Origin of the sequence: Bacillus sp. 7_6_55CFAA_CT2 (assembly GCF_000238655.1) — a bacterium.
Classification (GTDB): Bacteria; Bacillota; Bacilli; order Bacillales; family Bacillaceae_G; genus Bacillus_A; species Bacillus_A cereus.
In genome coordinates, this window is the sequence record NZ_JH414709.1 from 275,274 (window position 1) to 291,395 (window position 16,122).

The window sequence follows — 16,122 nt, forward strand, 5'->3', positions numbered from 1 at the left end:
GGTAGTGTGATGATGAAATGAACACAAAAAAGGTTTCTAAAATGATTACTATCATAATAACAATCAGCCTACTACAAGCATGTAGTTTTTTTGAAAAAAAGATAGAATATGAGCCATTTGTCAAAGCTTTGGATGAAGGTGATATGAAAAAGGTTATGTCCGCTAGTGATGATGGATATGCCTATGTGAAACAAAGAGGTATATATAGTACATATGAGCAAAAGGAAGATGGAGAGCATAGTAAGACAATTCGTCAAACTACGGAAGGTGTATATAATACAAAAGATAAAAGTTTATATGGAGAGGCGATACAAACAGTTACGACTGATATAGAAAAAGACAAGGGAAAAAGGACAAATGAGAATTATAAAAAAGAAACTATTTATAGTACTCATGTTAAGTATGAAAATGGACAGGTGAAAAGTTCGGATTCAAATCTAGATGTTTCATACGTAAACTTAATTGTAGATCGTTTAAATGGGATAGGGAAACTAAAAATGAAGCCTGAAGATGATATGAAAAAGTTTGATCAGCCTAATTCAGTGGGATATCGACTAACTGAATCTGAATTTAAAAATATTATTAATAATAAATTAAAGATACAATACGATGAATTTGATGGAGCAACAATCGTATTGTACCTGGATGCCCCAAATAATCCAAAACAAATTTTGCAAATGAGGATAGATATAGATTTTAAAGAAAAGAATGAGGATGGAAAATTAATAGAAAATATGTTCCAAATAATAACGTATTTTAATAGAAAACAGGATAATAACCAAGATGCGAGACAGGAATATTTAAAATACAAGGCGCAGTACAACAAAAGAGATTGTTAAGAGTTGCGATGAAAATAAAAAGGTATAAAATCAGTGACTAAGAAAATTGCATCTTTATTTTGGTAATATACTATAGTTCGGGGAAAGGTGGAGTTAACAAATGTGGAACATAAAAGAAGAAGATTTAGATGAATTTAGAATTACATGTAGAAATCGTTTAAGCCCATAACGCTCCATGGTGTTTATACTTGGCGCAACTGTTTATAGTTCATTATTCATGCTTTTTATTTTGGGAGCATTAGTTAAATTTGGCTGGGGTTACTATCCAAATCTCTTTGACAAAATAATTGTTTGTATTGAATTAGTTTTATATACCTTGCAAGTAATCTTTTTAATTCTATATCTATTTCCAAAAGTTCGTTTTAAATGTCAAAGGTTGCAAGCGCTTGTGATATTATTATGTACATTTCAGCTGGGAACTATAGGATTCACATTGTTTATACTTCCAGCAATTTCAAATTATTCGATTGATCAAATTACATTATTGTATGTGGGTTTATTGTTTCTAGGAGCAGTTTTTGTTCATCTGGTGACAACAATTGATACCTTTAAACAAGCAGAGAGTGGAGCATTTAGTATGGATGAAAGGACAGCTTCATTTTTTAGTAAAACAAAAAACAACGTAATGATTGGTGTTACGGTATATGCACTAATCCTTCTTATTTTAATTTATTTTCATAATGATTATGAAATAGAGATATTAGCAGGGTATATAGCAGGAACTCTTGTAATGTACGCGGTAGCCATAGGTGCAGCTGAATTCCAATTATTAGCCTATTGTAGATTTAAGTTTCCGTCATTTTATATTTCGTGGGAAGAGCACGAAAAGGAACGTCAGAAAAGACTAAAGCTTTATGAAGAAAAGGAAAAAAAAACAAGCCAAAGAAATAAAATAAGTTTTGATTTCTGAAAATTCGAACGGAATATATAAACAATTAAGGATTGTATAAAAATCGATGCTATTAAAAATTAAAGTATCTTCAATATAATCTGTATGAGTTAATAAATACCGGTAAGTAAAGGTGAACTATATTACTATCAAAATGGGAATGTAATGAACCTAAAAATGCCTAGAGAAATCAAGGGGGTGTCAGTATGAAGTTAAAGAAGAAAGCTAGGATGATGATAGTTCTGTTAATAGTATCAAGTTTATTAAGTGGATGTAGTTTTGGGGAGACGAAGATAGATTATAAGCCATTTGTCAAAGCTTTGGATGAAGGTGACATGAGAAAGGTTATGTCTGCGAGTGATGATGGGTATGCGTATGTGAAACAAAGAGGTATATATAGTACATATGAACAAAAGGAAGATGGAGAGCATAGAAAAACAATCTATCAAACTTCGGAAGGGATATATAATACGAAAGATAAAAGTTTATATGGAAGTACAACACAAGCGGTTACTTCAGCAGTAGACAGCAAAGATAATAAAAAAGAAGGTGTTTATCGTACTAATATTATGTATAAAAATGGACAGGTGAAAAGTCCGGATTCAAATCTGGATGTTTCATACGTAAACTTAATTGTTGATCGTTTAAAAGGAATAGGGAAACTAAAGATGAAGCCCGGAGATGATATAAAAAAGTTTGATCAACCTAGTACAGTTGGATATAAACTAAATGAATCAGAGTTTCAGAGTATTGTTAATGATAAGTTGAAAATACAATATGATGAATATGATGGTGGATCGATTGTACTGCATATAGATTCTAAAGATAGTTCAGAGCAGATATTGGAGGTAAGTATTGTAATAAATTATAAGAAGCGAAATGATGAAGGTAAGTTAGTAGAATATATATCACAAATACACACATCTTTTGATAGTCACCAAGGTAATAACCAAGATGTGAAACAGGAATATATTGATTTTAAAGCAAAGTATAATGAGACGCAGTAATATTTAGAAGGGCATTTGTACGGAAAGATAATAGCGACATAAGTGTGATAAATGTTTCATAAATATTTCTATTTGTAGTGGAAAGAAATTGAGTATAAATATGTAGCCCCAGTTGCTGGAGTAGATGCAACTGGGGCGTTTATCTGTCTAAATTTAGCTTGAATACATGACATGTTTTAGTTAGGGGCACGGCTTTACAAGTAGTTTCTCCATCTTCATAATAACGGTGTGAGTTATTTTGTAATTTGCTTGTATTACTAAGTTACGACTATTTCCTCTTATAGAGTACTTCTTATTATCGATACATCGTCCACATCCCAATGTCTTTAAATCCTAGTCGTTTATAAATTCGTCCAGCAGCTGGATTGTTATAAAATAAACAAAGTGTTCGGCCTTCTTTCGTAAAGTCTTGAATCATTTTTTGTAATATGAGTGAAGCAAATCCATTTCCACGATAATTCGGGTGTGTACATACACCAACTACCATAGCGGATAATGAATTTTCAGCGGAAGTAGAGGCGGATGCGATGATTGCACCGTCTTTTTCAATATAATATGTACGTCCTGTATTTGTTTCAATAGATTGTCGTAAAATTTTTTCTGATTCATGAGCAGTTCGGAATTCAGTGATGCTACTTCTTAATTGCATAATTCGATCTACATCATCTATTGATGCAAGCTTAATCGTTTCATGAATAGGCGTGTCAGGTAAGTTGTTGCCATTTAGACATTCACAAAAATACATATCACTTTTGACACCTAGTTGAATAGCAGGAGAAGTTTCAAATTTTTTTACGATAGTTGACTTACCAGATAGTTTAAGCGGCTTATACGCTGAAAGAAGTGCCTCATAATCAGTGGTAACAAAGTCTTCTTTACTATATAGTATAAATGAATCGTGGAATCGGAGTAAAATTGATTTTAATGTTCCATCCTCTTTAAATACTCCCCATAATTCTTGAAAATCTGTGTCATAACCGAAAGCTTCAATATCTCCAATAATAAACAAGTTAAGGGCTGCTTCTTCTTTTAGGTAAGGGAATACTTGTTCATGATCTTTCTTTGTTAATTTTCGCATCATAACGAATCGACCTCTTTTTTATTTTTCTAAATATTACAACTTAAGTTTTTTGAAATCAATATTAAATTTTATGTTTAGTTCACAAACTTTCGGAAAAACTAGGAAAGATATGACAAAGGAGGTTATGAACGGTGGATCATCCAATTCAAGGGTTAATGAAAGCAGCAATGGAAAATTTAAAAGAAATGGTTGATGTAAATACGATTGTTGGAGAGCCTGTTCAAACGGCTGACGGTGGTGTGGTGTTAACGGTTTCTAAAGTAGCGTTCGGTTTTGGAGCAGGAGGTTCTGATTTCCAAACGAATGATGGACAAAGAGCGAACGGTAACGCTGCATTTGGTGGCGGTAGCGCGGGTGGTGTTTCTATTACACCAGTAGCATTTCTTGTGGTGAATAAAGATGGAGTAAATATTCTTCATCTACAAAATGCGACACATTTAGCAGAAAAAATGATTGAATTAGCTCCACAAACAATTGATAAAATTCAATCGATGTTCCAAAAAGAAGAAAAGAAAGAGGGAAATCATCATCCTCAAAACCCTGATGAAATCCTTTAAAAACGCCTGCTCATGAGCAGGCGTTTTTTCTTGTAATCACTATGTAATAAAACACATGAAATTGTAAATAGTTTTTGAAGTTTTTTCTATGTTTCTAAAATTTTTCATGTTAAAATATGCTATAGAATTGAAACATATAAAACGAAGGTGGCTAGGTGCTTTGTCTGGAGGATCTGACCAAGTAAAGAATATGATATATATTAATGGTAATCGTCGAGGTCATTGTTTTATTACATCAGGAATTACGTTTAAAGAGTTTGCGAGTAACATCCCTTCACCGCTTCATCAAGTGTTGCTTTTGAAGCACAACTTTGAATGGACGGATTTTCATTATCATACTTTATTTGAATATGTTGAGGAAGAAAATATACATAAGTTAATTCAAGCAGAGATTGATGAATTTGATGAATTTTGTTGGGTAGATTTTGATGATGCAAGCGATTTAGATGAATTAGAGCCGAAAGAAATTGCAGAATTATTATATTTGGCTCACAAAAAAGAACCACTTGCAAGAACATTCTTTCCGCTGTTGAAAAATCGATTTGTTTATTTTTCACATGATGACGGATGGTACAACAAAGTGTATTATCGTAGAATTGCTGATTTTGTAGGAATGTTAAGTAAAGTCATTCCGTATAAACTCGGTGCTTTCGGTAAGAAACGTTTTTCTTTCTTCCAAAAATCAAAAATTTTCCCAGCAATTTCAAAAGAATTGATCATGGGACTGATTCCACTAATGGAAGATGGTCTTTACATAGATCTAGCAGGGAAGATTGAGTCAAGAAGAGGTCTTGAAATTCCGGTATATGTAGTTGGTTCGTATGAAAGTACGGATGAGGTGTTAGATAATATCGATGAATTGAAAGAGGAAGCAACAGAAACAGGTTGGCTCATTTTTGATAAGAAAGAACAAGAGTGGCAATGGGTTGTTGACTAAGAAAACTTGGCGTATGAAGTCAAGTTTTCTTGTCATTTGAAAGGAGTACAAATGAAGAAATATTATACAATTGTGGGTATTATAAGTATTATTCTCGTGGCAATATTACTTATAACTTGTCCGAAAGAATCAGATTTTAAAGTGTATGTAGAGGATAAGTATGCGTTGAATTGTAATGAGAGTAGTTTTGAATGCACGCAAAATGTAGATGGTAAAAAAGAAAAACTACAATTTGAAAGTACAGATGCACGAAATGGTGTATTCTTTATGACTGTAAAGCAAACATTTAAAACAGAAGCTGGTGTTTCAAAAGAATATAGCGGAGTAGGAATGTTTGGTACATTTCTTTTTGTTTCAGAGAAGACTTTCTAGTAATAGAAGGTCTTTTTTTTATGCTTATGTTCATATAGATGAAGTAAGACAAGCATAGGAGGGATAGCGATGAAGAACACATGTATCGTTTGCGGTGGTGAGGAGTTTTTTTCCTCAACGTTATATGCACGTACGAAACAAGATTGGGCATATGCACCAAACATGTATCGATTTGAAAAAGTATTTATTGAGCATCGAGATGAAGAAAATTATCCAGTGTTTCAAGAAATTACAGCGAAACATTGTTGTGGATGCGGTCATATTATGTTGTATCATGAATGAACACACCAAGTATAACTTGGTGTGTTTTTTTAAAACGCTGACAAAGCAAGCGGATAAAGTAAAGTAAATAAAACAGAAAAACTACCAAAACCAATTGCTGTATATCCAAGTGTTCTTGCTCCGAAATTGACAGCTAATAGGCCAACTAAAATTGCTAGGGAGCCGAGCGTAACTGGATAAAAAGCAATGGAGAATAACGAAAGAAATAAAGCGACATAGCCTACCATTGTGCCGGTATTTGTACCTTCTATCTCATTTGCAATTTCTTTACGCTTATGTCTAATTGGAATGCCAGCTGGTGATATTTCAGCAGCATACTCTTCGTTTTTTTCACCACTTTTAAAATGATGATTTCTCTTTCTTCGCATGTACATCCCTCTCTTTCAATTGGGTGTATCTATAGTATCTTTCAAAATGAGAAGAGCATGAGTATGAGTTAAACCCAAGTAAAGCAAAAATTGGAGAATACGCATTCCATCGTTAACATATCCATCTCCTATTGAAGATAAAGTGTGGGATTTTTTTCACTAGGACTGATTATCAGCCAGCAACAATTGGATTTTTATGAGCAGTTCTCTCCCATTAACTGATCCGCATCCATTGAATTTTGAGGAAGGTGTCTTACTGCAAGCGGGATAAAACAGGAATTTTGGAAAATGATGTAGAATGAAATGAATGATAATACGTGAAGGTAGGGGAATGTATGACGAAATTTAATTGGCACGAGTCAGCGGAGAAGAAATGGGATAGTAGCGCAGAGTTTTGGAATCAAAATAGTCAGGAAATGTGGGACAGTGGTAGCAGAAGTACAATTATTCCGTTTTTTGAACAATACGTGAAGAAAGAAGCACAAGTGCTCGATGTTGGTTGTGGTGATGGCTACGGTACATATAAATTAAGTCGCGCAGGCTATAAAGCAGTGGGAGTAGATTTATCGGAAGTGATGATTCAAAAAGGTAAGGAGCGCGGAGAAGGACCAAATTTATCTTTTATAAAAGGAGATCTTTCTGCATTACCATTTGAAAATGAGCAATTTGAATCAATTATGGCAATTAATTCTTTAGAATGGACGGAAGAGCCATTACGAGCGTTAAATGAAATAAAGCGTGTGTTAAAGAAAGATGGATATGCATGTATTGCAATTTTAGGACCGACAGCAAAGCCACGAGAGAATAGTTATCCTCGCTTGTACGGAAAAGACGTTGTTTGTAATACAATGATGCCTTGGGAATTTGAACAGTTAGCGAAAGAACAAGGTTTTAAAGTTGTAGATGGCATCGGCGTATATAAGCGCGGAGTAAATGAGAAGATGTTAGGTCAACTACCTACAGAGTTGCAACAATCGTTAACATTCTTATGGGTATTTATGTTAAAAAACGTATAAAGAAATGAAAGAATTTTTAGGAGGTAAATAAGTGCAGAAAATACAAAAAACTGATACAATATCATCAGAACCAATTAAAGGGGGACTAGGGTATATGACAACTACTACAACAGTGAAATCCGATATTGAAATCGCACAAGAAGCGAGTATGAAGAAGATTCAAGAAATTGCAGCTGATTTAAATATTTTAGAAGATGAATTAGAGCCATACGGGCATTATAAAGGTAAGTTATCTCTTGATATTTTTAAGCGCTTACAAGATGAGAAAGACGGTAAAGTTGTTTTAGTAACAGCAATTAACCCAACTCCAGCTGGAGAAGGTAAATCAACAGTAACAGTTGGTTTAGGTCAAGCTTTTAACAAAATTGGTAAGAAAACAGTAATTGCACTTCGTGAACCATCTCTTGGACCGACGATGGGATTAAAAGGTGGAGCAGCAGGTGGCGGTTTTTCACAAGTCGTACCAATGGAAGACATTAACCTTCACTTTACTGGAGATATCCATGCGATCACAACTGCCAATAACGCATTAGCAGCGTTTATTGATAATCATATCCAACAAGGAAACACACTTGGAATTGATACGCGTAAAATCGTTTGGAAACGCTGCGTTGACTTAAATGATCGTGCCCTTCGTAACGTAGTAATTGGTCTTGGTGGACCTGTACAAGGTGTACCACGTGAAGACGGTTTTGACATTACAGTAGCATCTGAAATTATGGCCGTGTTCTGCCTTGCAACAGATATTCAAGACTTAAAAGCACGTTTATCTCGCATCGTAGTTGCCTATAACTTTGCAAATCAACCTGTAACGGTTAAAGATTTAGGTGTAGAAGGTGCGTTAACACTATTATTAAAAGACGCATTAAAGCCGAACTTAGTACAAACGTTAGAAAATACACCAGCTATCATTCATGGCGGACCATTTGCGAATATCGCTCACGGTTGTAACAGTGTTATCGCTACAACAATGGCAGCAAAATTAGGTGATTATGTTATTACAGAAGCTGGATTCGGTGCTGATTTAGGCGCTGAGAAGTTTTTAGATATTAAAGCTCGTGCAGCTGGCATTAAACCAGAAGCAGTTGTTATTGTTGCGACGATTCGTGCGCTTAAAATGCATGGCGGCGTTGCAAAAGATCAATTAAAAGAAGAAAATGTAGATGCATTAGCAAAAGGTATGGAAAACTTACAGAAGCATGTTGAAACAATTCAAAGCTTCGGTGTGCCTTTCGTAATTGCAATTAATAAATTCATTACAGATACAGATGCAGAAGTTACATACTTACAAGAGTGGTGTAATGAGCGTGGCTATGCAGTATCCTTAACAGAAGTTTGGGAGAAAGGTGGCCAAGGCGGAGTTGACCTTGCTGAAAAAGTACTAAAAGAAATCGAAAAAGGTGAAAACAACTACGCACCACTTTATGAATTAGAATTACCATTAGAAGAAAAAATTCGTACAATTGCTCAAAAAGTATATGGCGCAAAAGATATTGAATTTGCTCCGAAAGCACGTAAGCAATTAGCTCAATATGAAGGAGAAGGTTGGAGTAACCTACCAGTTTGTATGGCGAAAACACAATACTCTCTTTCTGACGATGCAACAAAATTAGGTCGTCCATCTGACTTTATCGTTACAATTCGTGAGTTAAAACCATCTATCGGTGCAGGCTTTATCGTTGCGTTAACAGGTACAATGTTAACAATGCCAGGTCTTCCAAAACAACCAGCAGCACTTCAAATGGATGTAAATGAAGATGGAAAAGCAGTAGGTTTATTCTAAAAGGTTGTAATTCATCTCGTTTATCTGTAAACTATATATACATCAAGTGGCGCCTTTCCATCGAAAGGCGCCTGTTTTTTGGAGGAAATTATGTTTGATCCAACTGCTTTTGACAATTTAAAAGTAATCGTAGAAGGTGCTGTGTATGATTTTGATCTACATGGAGATATTCTTGTAACAGATCGAAAAGATATGATGGATCTTGCTTCATTAAGTCGTATATATCATATCTCATTTCAATTAACAGAACCGTTTGAACCATTAGTAGAAGCAACATTTTCATTATCTGTGGATGCAAAGAACTTGTCTGGTGAAATACTAGAAGTGCCTCAGTTTACACCAGGTTGTGAAATGAAGCTAGCATTTTCATTCCCGTTAGAACAACCAGAAGTAAAATGCGAAGAAATTGAAACATTAATGCGTTCTATATGGGGAAAAGAAAGAATGATTATGCAGAAAGTTTCATACGAATATAATAAGCAAGCGATTTCATATCATAATAAGGTAGAGGTTCTATTTCAAAAAGCGATTACAGAAGACCATGTTGATGATTTAATAGCTGTTATTTCACACATGATAGAAACGGTACGAACAATACAGCATTTTCTTCAAAAATAGAGATAAAGGAGAAAAACAAATGATAAAAGATATGCAACCATTTTTACAACAAGCTTGGGAGAAGGCTGGTTTTAAAGAGTTAACTGAAATTCAAAAACAAGCGATTCCAACTATTTTAGAAGGACAAGACGTTATAGCTGAATCTCCAACTGGAACAGGAAAAACATTAGCGTACTTATTACCACTTTTACATAAAATTAATCCTGAAGTAAAACAGCCACAAGTTGTTGTTTTAGCGCCAACACGTGAACTTGTAATGCAAATTCATGAAGAGGTTCAAAAGTTTACAGCAGGAACTGAAATTTCAGGTGCATCTTTAATTGGTGGTGCAGATATTAAGCGCCAAGTTGAAAAATTAAAGAAACACCCAAGAGTAATTGTCGGTTCACCAGGCCGTATTTTAGAATTAATTCGTATGAAAAAGCTAAAAATGCATGAAGTAAAAACAATTGTATTTGATGAGTTTGATCAAATTGTAAAGCAAAAAATGATGGGCGCAGTGCAAGATGTAATTAAATCAACGATGCGCGATCGTCAATTAGTATTCTTCTCGGCGACAATGACAAAAGCGGCAGAAGATGCGGCACGTGATTTAGCAGTGGAACCACAATTAGTACGTGTAACACGTGCAGAATCAAAAAGCTTAGTTGAGCATACGTATATCATTTGTGAGCGACGCGAAAAAAATGATTACGTAAGAAGAATTATGCATATGGGCGATGTAAAAGCAGTTGCTTTCTTAAACGATCCATTCCGTTTAGATGAAATTACAGAGAAATTGAAATTCCGTAAAATGAAAGCGGCGGCTCTTCATGCAGAAGCAAGTAAACAAGAGCGCGAAGCGACAATGCGTGCTTTCCGCGGAGGGAAATTAGAAATTCTACTTGCTACTGATATTGCAGCGCGCGGTATCGATATTGACGATTTAACACATGTAATTCATCTAGAGTTACCAGACACAGTAGACCAATATATTCACCGCTCAGGACGTACTGGACGTATGGGTAAAGAAGGAACTGTCGTATCTCTTGTAACTCCACAAGAAGAGCGCAAATTACTGCAATTTGCGAAAAAACTAGGCATCGTATTTACGAAGCAAGAAATGTTCAAAGGATCATTCGTAGAAACGAAACCGAAAGCACCAAAGAAAAAGAAACCAGCATTTACTGGGAAGAAAAAGCCTAGATAAATGATGGAGAAGGCGTAACTATTTGTAGTTACGTCTTTTTTGTTTGTAAACAAGTGATAATGGGAATTGTATTAGTGTTTTTAATGTGCCTATCATATATATGCTTCTACTGGGAGTATCGAAAAAAGGGTAGTTTATTTATTTGGTTTATACGAGGAAATAATATAAAAAAGTCGAATATTAAAATGATGTGAAATAATAAAAAGAAGGTACATATATGGATAGGAAATTAGGAATGTTTTTGAATACGAAATATATTGAAGTAAACGAAGGAATAAAAAAGGCGAGAGAATGGGGGTTAGAATATATTCAATTATATGCTATGAATCCGACTTTCAACTTAGCTAACATCTCAAAGATACAATGGAATACATTAAAAGAAAACTTATCTTTTAATGAGATTCAAGTCCCGTCATTAGCAATTAGCTTTGGAGAAAATGGAATAATAGGAACTGAAGCTGAATGTGTAATAGAGAGTTTTAAATATATTACTGATAAAGGGTTAAGGTTAGGAGCTAACATAGTAACAGCCCATATTGGGGAAATCCCTGATGATGAAAATAGTGAGTACTATGATAAAATGCTACGTGTTTGTAATGAAATAGGGGACTTAGCGTTCAGATTTGGAGGATTCTTCGCCATTGAGACGGGATCTGAAAAAGCAATAGTATTAAAACGATTTTTAGAAACTGCAAACTCGAAAGGACTAGCTGTTAACTTTGACCCAGCAAATTTAATAAGTGATGTAAATGAAAATCCGGGAGAAGGTTTATTACTATTAAAAGATTATATAGTACAAACTCATATTAAAGATTGTAAAGAAGTGAAAAGTGATCGTTCAACTAAGTATATAGAAGTCGCAGCAGGGAATGGTGAAGTAGATTTCGATATATTCTTCAAAGTATTAGATAAAATTGGATTCGACGGATATAACATGATTGAAAGAAATGATTATTTTGATGAACTGGATGGGATGAGTCAGTCGATAAATTTTGCAAAGAAGTACATACCAACTCAAAAGGAATAACGATAGTATTTGTAGAAAGCTACATAGAATATAAAAACCATTAGGGGGAAATGTAATGATCCATAAAGTAGGACAAATTATGTTATATGTAAATAATCAAGATGAGGCAGTAAATTTTTGGACGGAGAAGGTAGGGTTTCATGTAGTTGCAGAGGAAGATAATAAGCAAGGAATGAGATGGATTGAAATCGCTCCGAAAAGCGGTGCGGAAACGAGCATTATATTACATAATAAAGAAGTTATTTCGAAAATGAGCCCAGAATTGAATCTTGGTACACCGTCTTTAATGTTCTTCTCAGAAAATCTTGATCAACTATATACAGATTTAACAAATAAAAATGTTACTGTTGGAGAAATGGTAACTATGCCTTCTGGTAAAGTGTTTAACTTTGCTGATAGCGAAGGGAATTATTTTGCGGTTATGGAGAAGAACCAATAATAATATTGCTATGTGAAAATCCCCCTCAAATATATTTGAGGGGGATTAAATTTTTGAAGTGGATTTTTCATTAGAGAGTTGTTTAATAAAAAATACTCCTTTTTCAATAGCTGTCTCAATATAGCCAACGATTTGATCAAACGTAAATACTTGTAAGTCTTCATGCAAATGTTGCTTTGGATACAACATATCTTCAAAAAGATACTTTCGAAAAGCTAAAACGTTTTCTTTAGAAACCTCTTCAATATCCACAATGTGAGCCTCTTGATTGAGAAGAGAGAAAAGCTGTTGTTCTTGATCGTAATGATGAAGCAACTTTGCATTTAACAATTTAAAATCGTTATAGTACAGGGGTGCGATAGTTTCGTCATTCTCTATTCTATTTTTTAGCCAAGGTAGAAAAAATCCACTTAGCCAATTATCATCGGCAATGAGGTGGGTATAATAGCCTAAAATAAATGGGGAATCTATATGTGATTCATATTTATGAAAAAATGAATCATAATCTATTCTTCTCGTATAGTTCTTCGTTGTACCGGCATAAAAATGTGAGGTTCCTTTTTCTTTTTTTGAATGAACAGCATCAGGGGCTACAGCTCCAAGTAAGAAAGAAGTCTTATCGTGAATTGATAGTTTCTCAGCAATACCACTAGCGATAATAACATGCATAATTCGTGATCCCATGAATGCCACCTCTGTTTCCAGTATTCATTTCAGGAAGAGGACTAAACAGTTAGTATTACTTTCCCTGTACTTTTTCTACTTTCGACCCATTCATGTGCTTTCCCTGCATTTTGAAGTGGAAAAGATTTCGTAGCCTTAATTTGTAAACGTCCGTCACGCAAATAACGGAAAACTTCATTTGCAGTTTCTTGGAGCAGTTCAGGACGCTTTTTTCGTGTGGTTCCAAAGCTAAAACCGAGTATAGAGCGGCAACTTGCATGTAAATCTTTCGTTTGAAAGTTACCAATTTCACCGCTAGCATTACCGAAATGAACGAGGCGACCGTAATAAGCAAGGCAGTTTAAACTTCTTTCAGAAACCGTTCCAGAAATAGAGTCTAAAATTACATCAACCCCTTCACCATTTGTCAGTTCATTGACTTTCTCTACAAAATCTTCATCTTGATGACAAATAACATAATCAGCTCCAGCATCTAAAGCAATTTCTTTTTTTGCTTCACTTCCGACAGTGCCTATAACTGTTCCAGCCTCTAATAGTTTAGCAAGTTGAATAGCAGTAGTGCCAATTCCGCCAGCAGCCGCATGAATGAGTACAGATTCACCTTGTTGAAGCCTTGCAACATTTGCGAGTAAATTATAGCTTGTAAAAGATACGATTGGACAAGCGGCTGCAGTTTGAAAGTCAACTTCATGGGGTAATACGAAAGTAAGATTTTCATTTGCAACAACGTATTCTGCGTAAGATCCATTTTGAGGAAAAGCAATGACACGTTGTCCAGGGTGAATATTTTTCACATGAGAACCGACACGTTCTACAATACCAGTGGCATCTATACCTGGAATAAAAGGTGTGCTTTATTTCCTTTTTTACCATAACGTGATTTAATATCAGCGAAATTTACACTAGTAGCAACAACGCGAATTAAAACTTGATCTTCTGAAATAGCCGGTATATCCAAATCTGTATATTTCATCACTTCAGGACCACCGAACGACGTTACAACGATAGCTTTCATCATATATCCTCCTAAATTTGACTATATAAATTATTTTAAATCTTTATCAGAAATTGGAAAATTATATAATAGTTATGTGTGGTTATAAGTGAAGCTTATGAACTCAATGAATCATAATATTAATTTATATAAAAAAACTTTAAAAAAATCGAACGAAATATGAATTACCTGCCAATATATAGTGTAAGACAAAGGAGGGCTGGAATATGAAGGGTGAAATAGATTACGCACATTTAATCCAATTAACTTTATCAGGAAATAAAGAAGCATATAGCAAGTTGTATGATAAAACGATTCAAGAAATATATAAAACAGCACATTTTTTAATAGAGGATAAAACGGATGTAGATGATGTCGTTCAAGAAATATACATACAACTATATGAATCGCTTCGTAAGTATGATAGCGAGAAGCCATTTCGTCCTTGGCTAATTGGACTTGCGATTAAACAAATACACTCTTATAGAAGAAAGAGGTGGATGCGACTACGAATTATAAAAAAAGCAGAAGAGCAAAGAAAGTCAGTGCAAATTGATTTTTCTAACGATGTTGTAAGTAAAATATCAAACCAAAAACTAATTGAACTCATTCATAAATTACCGTATAAATTGAAACAAGTTATTATCTTAAGATACTTACACGATTATTCACAAGAAGAAGTAGCACAAATATTACATATTCCAATTGGTACTGTGAAATCTAGAATTCATGCGGCATTAAAGAAACTACGTCAAAAAGAGCAAGTAGAAGAAATCTTTTTAGGAGAGGTAGGGAATGTGAAATGAGTTTAGATTGTAGAGTTAGGGAATCTATACAAGAAGAAGCAAAAGGTATTGTTGCCCCGCCGGATTTAAAAGAAAAAGTAATCGTACAAATAAAAATGAAGCACGGGCGGAGTAAGAGGAAGAAACGCCTTATCGCAGGAGTACTTGCAGCAGCTCTTTTAATCCCGACGACTGGTTTTGCGTATCAATCTATTATGGCGGATGGTATATACGGATCTTTCGAGAATTTAAAAAAACATGCCGGAACGATGACATTAGAGGCGTATATGCGTTTTAGTGCAAAATTATCAGAGGCGAAAGATGAAATGGATACGAAGGAATATGAAGAGTTTACAAAAGAACTAAAAAAATTAACAAATGCAAAACTTACGTACGGAGATTCGAACGGTAATATTGATTATGATCAATTATCACCAGCAAAAAGAGAAGAAATGAAAAAGGTAAGTATGGGTCTTCAGCCATACTTTGATAAATTAAATGGTCATAAGTCTAGTAAAGAAGTATTAACACAAAAAGAGTTTGACCGTTATGTGGAAGCTTTAATGACATATGAAATCGTACAAGTGAAGACAAAATCAACTGGTGGGATGAAAGTAGAAGAAGTACCTGAGGCGTACAAAGAAAGATTTATTAAAGCAGAGCAGTTTATGGAATATGTAAATGAAAAGGTGCAATAATTAGAAAAGCTCATAGCCTTAGCTTTGAGCTTTTTTATTGAAACAAAAAAGAGTGTTCAATTATACTTTTTCATATTTGCATTATCTTTTTGTATAAAACAATCTAAAAGGGAATAACCAGCTATTAAACTAATTATCGTAACAAAAGTTGTATTTATTAGAATAATATTAACTAAATAAGGTAGGTATTCTGCAAGTGGTGAAAAGAGTAGTGCTGGGGAAAAGGAAATGAATAGTGTAGGCACTGTAATAGCAATAAATTTATCCGGTTGAAAGCTCCAGTTTTGTTTACTTGTTTCGCGATTAATAGATTGAAGGAATCGTAATAAAATGCCAACTATAAGAGGGAAGAGTGTAAAGTAGAATAATCTTGGATAAACGTTAAAGTTCACTTGCGTGTCTGTATCTAAATAAAATTGAATTTTTACTCCTACAAATAATAATAAGACGATAAATAATGTAAAGCAGAGGTATAGCATCACTTTTTGCATTATATTCCACCATCCTTTACTCAAAATATATTCAAAAAAAGAAGAGATATACAATAACTACTGTTG

Annotated in this window: 18 protein-coding genes and 2 pseudogenes; 15 read left to right on the forward strand and 5 right to left on the reverse strand. The window is 34.3% G+C overall.

The annotated features are described in order from the left end of the window. Nucleotides 1–17: 17 nt before the first annotated feature. The 3 genes and pseudogenes from HMPREF1014_RS10535 (at nucleotide 18) to HMPREF1014_RS10545 (ending at nucleotide 2,735) form a co-directional block, all read left to right on the forward strand. On the forward strand, nucleotides 18–839 hold the full coding sequence (locus tag HMPREF1014_RS10535) for a DUF3952 domain-containing protein (RefSeq protein ID WP_029960852.1): 822 nt from the start codon (nucleotides 18–20) through the stop codon (nucleotides 837–839). 100 nt (nucleotides 840–939) lie between these two features. Beyond that, a pseudogene (locus HMPREF1014_RS31195) lies at nucleotides 940–1,749 on the forward strand (hypothetical protein). A gap of 185 nt (nucleotides 1,750–1,934) precedes the next feature. Then, entirely contained in the window at nucleotides 1,935–2,735 is an 801-nt protein-coding gene (locus HMPREF1014_RS10545) for a DUF3952 domain-containing protein (RefSeq protein ID WP_000768488.1), read from the forward strand. A 295-nt stretch (nucleotides 2,736–3,030) separates the two neighbouring features. Here HMPREF1014_RS10545 and HMPREF1014_RS10550 read toward each other — a convergent pair whose 3' ends face one another. Next, nucleotides 3,031–3,816, reverse strand: a complete 786-nt coding sequence (locus HMPREF1014_RS10550; RefSeq protein ID WP_000984778.1) for a GNAT family N-acetyltransferase — start codon at nucleotides 3,814–3,816, stop codon at nucleotides 3,031–3,033. Nucleotides 3,817–3,947: 131 nt separating this feature from the next. Between HMPREF1014_RS10550 and ytfJ the strand changes: the two genes are divergently transcribed. From ytfJ to HMPREF1014_RS10570, 4 genes are all read left to right on the forward strand, one after another. Continuing rightward, nucleotides 3,948–4,373, forward strand: coding sequence for a GerW family sporulation protein (ytfJ, locus tag HMPREF1014_RS10555; protein WP_000349986.1), 426 nt, complete (start codon nucleotides 3,948–3,950; stop codon nucleotides 4,371–4,373). A 160-nt stretch (nucleotides 4,374–4,533) separates the two neighbouring features. Further along, nucleotides 4,534–5,310 carry an oxalate:formate antiporter gene (locus HMPREF1014_RS10560; protein ID WP_000014087.1) on the forward strand — a complete coding sequence of 259 codons (777 nt, stop codon included), beginning with the start codon at nucleotides 4,534–4,536 and terminating at the stop codon, nucleotides 5,308–5,310. A 51-nt stretch (nucleotides 5,311–5,361) separates the two neighbouring features. Continuing rightward, a complete protein-coding gene (locus HMPREF1014_RS10565) occupies nucleotides 5,362–5,682 on the forward strand; it encodes a hypothetical protein (RefSeq protein ID WP_000761171.1) in 321 nt (106 codons plus the stop codon). Nucleotides 5,683–5,751: 69 nt separating this feature from the next. Then, a complete protein-coding gene (locus HMPREF1014_RS10570; protein WP_000798747.1) occupies nucleotides 5,752–5,964 on the forward strand; it encodes a hypothetical protein in 213 nt (70 codons plus the stop codon). A 29-nt stretch (nucleotides 5,965–5,993) separates the two neighbouring features. Here the strand turns inward: HMPREF1014_RS10570 and HMPREF1014_RS10575 are convergent, their stop codons facing one another. After that, a complete protein-coding gene (locus HMPREF1014_RS10575) occupies nucleotides 5,994–6,332 on the reverse strand; it encodes a hypothetical protein (protein WP_001253202.1) in 339 nt (112 codons plus the stop codon). A 335-nt stretch (nucleotides 6,333–6,667) separates the two neighbouring features. Here HMPREF1014_RS10575 and HMPREF1014_RS10580 point away from each other — a divergent pair, with 335 nt between their 5' ends. From HMPREF1014_RS10580 to HMPREF1014_RS10605, 6 genes are all read left to right on the forward strand, one after another. Continuing rightward, on the forward strand, nucleotides 6,668–7,348 hold the full coding sequence (locus HMPREF1014_RS10580) for a class I SAM-dependent methyltransferase (RefSeq protein ID WP_000160044.1): 681 nt from the start codon (nucleotides 6,668–6,670) through the stop codon (nucleotides 7,346–7,348). A 94-nt stretch (nucleotides 7,349–7,442) separates the two neighbouring features. Beyond that, complete coding sequence (locus tag HMPREF1014_RS10585) at nucleotides 7,443–9,131, forward strand: formate--tetrahydrofolate ligase (protein ID WP_014482011.1); 1,689 nt, start codon at nucleotides 7,443–7,445, stop codon at nucleotides 9,129–9,131. 90 nt (nucleotides 9,132–9,221) lie between these two features. Then, a complete protein-coding gene (locus HMPREF1014_RS10590; protein ID WP_000460219.1) occupies nucleotides 9,222–9,749 on the forward strand; it encodes a hypothetical protein in 528 nt (175 codons plus the stop codon). Nucleotides 9,750–9,768: 19 nt separating this feature from the next. Next, entirely contained in the window at nucleotides 9,769–10,938 is a 1,170-nt protein-coding gene (locus HMPREF1014_RS10595; protein WP_000588613.1) for a DEAD/DEAH box helicase, read from the forward strand. A 217-nt stretch (nucleotides 10,939–11,155) separates the two neighbouring features. Continuing rightward, on the forward strand, nucleotides 11,156–11,965 hold the full coding sequence (locus HMPREF1014_RS10600; RefSeq protein ID WP_000375215.1) for a sugar phosphate isomerase/epimerase family protein: 810 nt from the start codon (nucleotides 11,156–11,158) through the stop codon (nucleotides 11,963–11,965). Between the two features lie 55 nt (nucleotides 11,966–12,020). After that, nucleotides 12,021–12,404 carry a VOC family protein gene (locus HMPREF1014_RS10605; protein WP_000581467.1) on the forward strand — a complete coding sequence of 128 codons (384 nt, stop codon included), beginning with the start codon at nucleotides 12,021–12,023 and terminating at the stop codon, nucleotides 12,402–12,404. Nucleotides 12,405–12,449: 45 nt separating this feature from the next. Here HMPREF1014_RS10605 and HMPREF1014_RS10610 read toward each other — a convergent pair whose 3' ends face one another. Further along, complete coding sequence (locus tag HMPREF1014_RS10610) at nucleotides 12,450–13,088, reverse strand: zinc dependent phospholipase C family protein (protein ID WP_000535630.1); 639 nt, start codon at nucleotides 13,086–13,088, stop codon at nucleotides 12,450–12,452. Between the two features lie 41 nt (nucleotides 13,089–13,129). After that, a pseudogene (locus HMPREF1014_RS10615) lies at nucleotides 13,130–14,103 on the reverse strand (quinone oxidoreductase family protein). A gap of 206 nt (nucleotides 14,104–14,309) precedes the next feature. On the opposite strand from HMPREF1014_RS10615, the gene HMPREF1014_RS10620 reads away from it, so the two are divergent. Next, on the forward strand, nucleotides 14,310–14,888 hold the full coding sequence (locus tag HMPREF1014_RS10620) for a sigma-70 family RNA polymerase sigma factor (protein WP_000675559.1): 579 nt from the start codon (nucleotides 14,310–14,312) through the stop codon (nucleotides 14,886–14,888). Beyond that, complete coding sequence (locus HMPREF1014_RS10625) at nucleotides 14,885–15,565, forward strand: DUF3600 domain-containing protein (RefSeq protein WP_000050674.1); 681 nt, start codon at nucleotides 14,885–14,887, stop codon at nucleotides 15,563–15,565. Before HMPREF1014_RS10620 ends, HMPREF1014_RS10625 begins: the two co-directional genes overlap by 4 nt. A gap of 56 nt (nucleotides 15,566–15,621) precedes the next feature. Here the strand turns inward: HMPREF1014_RS10625 and HMPREF1014_RS10630 are convergent, their stop codons facing one another. Further along, complete coding sequence (locus tag HMPREF1014_RS10630) at nucleotides 15,622–16,056, reverse strand: hypothetical protein (protein ID WP_001174543.1); 435 nt, start codon at nucleotides 16,054–16,056, stop codon at nucleotides 15,622–15,624. Nucleotides 16,057–16,122: the final 66 nt, after the last annotated feature.

Bases quoted from the DNA above. Each gene is read 5' to 3' on its own strand.
- HMPREF1014_RS10620 (WP_000675559.1), top strand. From the start codon at position 14,310: ATGAAGGGTGAAATAGATTACGCACATTTAATCCAATTAACTTTATCA.
- HMPREF1014_RS10545 (WP_000768488.1), top strand. From the start codon at position 1,935: ATGAAGTTAAAGAAGAAAGCTAGGATGATGATAGTTCTGTTAATAGTA.
- HMPREF1014_RS10605 (WP_000581467.1), top strand. From the start codon at position 12,021: ATGATCCATAAAGTAGGACAAATTATGTTATATGTAAATAATCAAGAT.
- HMPREF1014_RS10565 (WP_000761171.1), top strand. From the start codon at position 5,362: ATGAAGAAATATTATACAATTGTGGGTATTATAAGTATTATTCTCGTG.
- HMPREF1014_RS10535 (WP_029960852.1), top strand. From the start codon at position 18: ATGAACACAAAAAAGGTTTCTAAAATGATTACTATCATAATAACAATC.
- HMPREF1014_RS10630 (WP_001174543.1), bottom strand. From the start codon at position 16,056: ATGCAAAAAGTGATGCTATACCTCTGCTTTACATTATTTATCGTCTTA.
- HMPREF1014_RS10575 (WP_001253202.1), bottom strand. From the start codon at position 6,332: ATGCGAAGAAAGAGAAATCATCATTTTAAAAGTGGTGAAAAAAACGAA.
- HMPREF1014_RS10585 (WP_014482011.1), top strand. From the start codon at position 7,443: ATGACAACTACTACAACAGTGAAATCCGATATTGAAATCGCACAAGAA.
- HMPREF1014_RS10625 (WP_000050674.1), top strand. From the start codon at position 14,885: ATGAGTTTAGATTGTAGAGTTAGGGAATCTATACAAGAAGAAGCAAAA.
- HMPREF1014_RS10600 (WP_000375215.1), top strand. From the start codon at position 11,156: ATGGATAGGAAATTAGGAATGTTTTTGAATACGAAATATATTGAAGTA.
- HMPREF1014_RS10570 (WP_000798747.1), top strand. From the start codon at position 5,752: ATGAAGAACACATGTATCGTTTGCGGTGGTGAGGAGTTTTTTTCCTCA.
- HMPREF1014_RS10590 (WP_000460219.1), top strand. From the start codon at position 9,222: ATGTTTGATCCAACTGCTTTTGACAATTTAAAAGTAATCGTAGAAGGT.
- HMPREF1014_RS10595 (WP_000588613.1), top strand. From the start codon at position 9,769: ATGATAAAAGATATGCAACCATTTTTACAACAAGCTTGGGAGAAGGCT.
- HMPREF1014_RS10580 (WP_000160044.1), top strand. From the start codon at position 6,668: ATGACGAAATTTAATTGGCACGAGTCAGCGGAGAAGAAATGGGATAGT.
- HMPREF1014_RS10610 (WP_000535630.1), bottom strand. From the start codon at position 13,088: ATGGGATCACGAATTATGCATGTTATTATCGCTAGTGGTATTGCTGAG.
- HMPREF1014_RS10550 (WP_000984778.1), bottom strand. From the start codon at position 3,816: ATGATGCGAAAATTAACAAAGAAAGATCATGAACAAGTATTCCCTTAC.